The sequence below is a fragment of the Microcystis sp. M53603_WE2 genome (assembly GCF_030065435.1).
On record NZ_JASJFF010000814.1, the window covers coordinates 1 to 1,963 of the forward strand.

The window sequence follows — 1,963 nt, forward strand, 5'->3', positions numbered from 1 at the left end:
TAGCAAATGGAGAGAATTCTTGTCCATTAAGAAATGTTACAAATTACATGGGTACATTAAGATAAGTTAAGGGGGTGCATCCATTGATGGATAAGGGTTTTCAGCTATTGTGGTATATATGTATGGGGGAAGTTCAGTTATATAGAGAATGGTTAAGCCTCTGTCTTTTCGCTGTTTACTGTTTGCTGTTTACTAATCACAGGAAAAAAGCTCCCCACTCCCCTCTTCTATGTCTGTTTTGTTACTTTTTTCTTTTCTCTTGGGATAAGATTGTGATCGATCGAGTTTAGGGAATTTTTATGACCACAGAAAGTTTAGCGACTTCGGACGCAATAGAGTCAATGACCGATGAATTTCTGGCTAGTACGAGCAGTCACCAAGAAATGATTGAAATGGTTATTTCTACTCTGCAGCAGAATGATACTGCTATGGTACAACATACAGACAAAGGTTATCTTTGGAAGTTTCAGTATGGTAGCGTTGAGGTATTTGTACAGTTAACTGGGGAAAGCGATGATGATTTTCTAACGGTGTGGTCTTCTGTGCTGAAATTACCCGTTAAGGATGAATTGGGATTAACCCGCAAGTTATTAGCGATGAATTGTGCCGAAACCTTTGAATCTCATTTTGCCATTATGAATGATCAGGTGGTGGTGATTTCTCAGCGCACTGTGGCCGATTTGTCTGCTGGGGAGATTTCGCGAGCAATTACTCTCGTGGCGACGGTAGCAGATAATAATGATGAAATGTTACGAGAATCCTTTGGTGGCAGCTAAAATTTGGCGTTATATCCCTCCAATTATCTCATCGGCAGAGCGACAAATGGCGATCGATTCTTGGTTACTAGAGCAACACCGTTGCAGTCATCATCCCCCGACTCTGCGTTTTTATCAATGGTCGCCCCCGGCTATTTCCTTGGGCTATCATCAACGGCAATATCCTGATTTTTGGCGTGATTTGACTTGGCAAGGTCAAAAAATCTCCCTAGTTCGTCGTCCTACCGGTGGACGGTCTGTACTACATCAGGGGGATTTGACCTATATGGTGGTAAATTCGGGGATGAAGGGGAATATTAGGGAAGTTTACCAGCAAATCTGTCAATTTTTAATCACAGGCTGGCAAAATATCGGTCTGGAGTTGTCCTACGGTGCTGCCGGCCGGGGATATATCCATTCTGCTAACTGTTTCGGTACAGCTACCGGTGCGGATTTAGTCGATAATTGGGGGAATAAATTTATTGGGAGCGCCCAACTGCAACGGGGTTCCTCGGTTCTCCAACATGGTTCGATGGTGCTAGAGCAAGATAATTCGCTGTTTGAGCAAGTTTTCGCCAGTGCTGCCCCTCAAAAGCTGAATTTAGCGCCAGATTTGACCCTAGAGACAATTATCGCTACCCTGAAAACCGCCGCCGAGGAATGCTTCGATTGTCAATTGCTAGAGCAACCCCTAGAGGATTGGGAGTGGCGATCGATTAAACAAATGAATATAAATACTCATTGACAAAAAAGTTTTTGTGTGTATAGAAAATCAATTATGAGTCAAGTTGTATAGATTTGTAATTTTTTGCTAATAATAGTTAAAGGTAGATAGAGACCGCAAGGAACCAAAGTCTTACCGAACTCGAAATTATTGTCTAGCTTGTGCTAGTTTAAGAAACGTTAATCTTTTACAGTTTGTGAGGATTAACTAGCGATCGCATCTAGTTTAGTCAAGCTAATCCAGTCAATCGATCGCGCCATCTTATAAGACAATGGGAGTAATCCCAGACTCAAAAAAGTTAAGAAATCTTGCCCGTGATTTCAGTTAAGCAAGAGGAAAAATACCCATGACCATTGCTGTCGGACGCGCCCCAGAAAGAGGGCTGTTTGATGCTCTCGATGACTGGCTCAAAAGAGACCGTTTCGTCTTCATCGGTTGGTCTGGTTTACTACTCTTCCCCTGCGCCTTCATGGCCCTAGGTGGA

2 protein-coding genes and 1 pseudogene are annotated in these 1,963 nt (G+C 42.8%); all 3 read left to right on the forward strand.

The window, feature by feature from the left end; translation table 11 throughout:
* Positions 1-299: 299 nt before the first annotated feature.
* Entirely contained in the window at positions 300-776 is a 477-nt protein-coding gene (locus PX481_RS17355; RefSeq protein ID WP_288095196.1) for a YbjN domain-containing protein, read from the forward strand.
* Positions 739-1,500: a lipoyl protein ligase domain-containing protein gene (locus PX481_RS17360; RefSeq protein WP_002759573.1), complete on the forward strand. Its 762-nt coding sequence runs from the start codon at positions 739-741 to the stop codon at positions 1,498-1,500. Before PX481_RS17355 ends, PX481_RS17360 begins: the two co-directional genes overlap by 38 nt.
* Positions 1,501-1,825: 325 nt before the next feature.
* Positions 1,826-1,963: pseudogene (locus PX481_RS17365) on the forward strand (photosystem II D2 protein (photosystem q(a) protein)); the annotation flags it as partial.

What these genes read in the sequence shown, in the direction of transcription:
- PX481_RS17360 (WP_002759573.1), top strand. Translation starts at nt 739, where the DNA reads ATGATGAAATGTTACGAGAATCCTTTGGTGGCAGCTAAAATTTGGCGT.
- PX481_RS17355 (WP_288095196.1), top strand. Translation starts at nt 300, where the DNA reads ATGACCACAGAAAGTTTAGCGACTTCGGACGCAATAGAGTCAATGACC.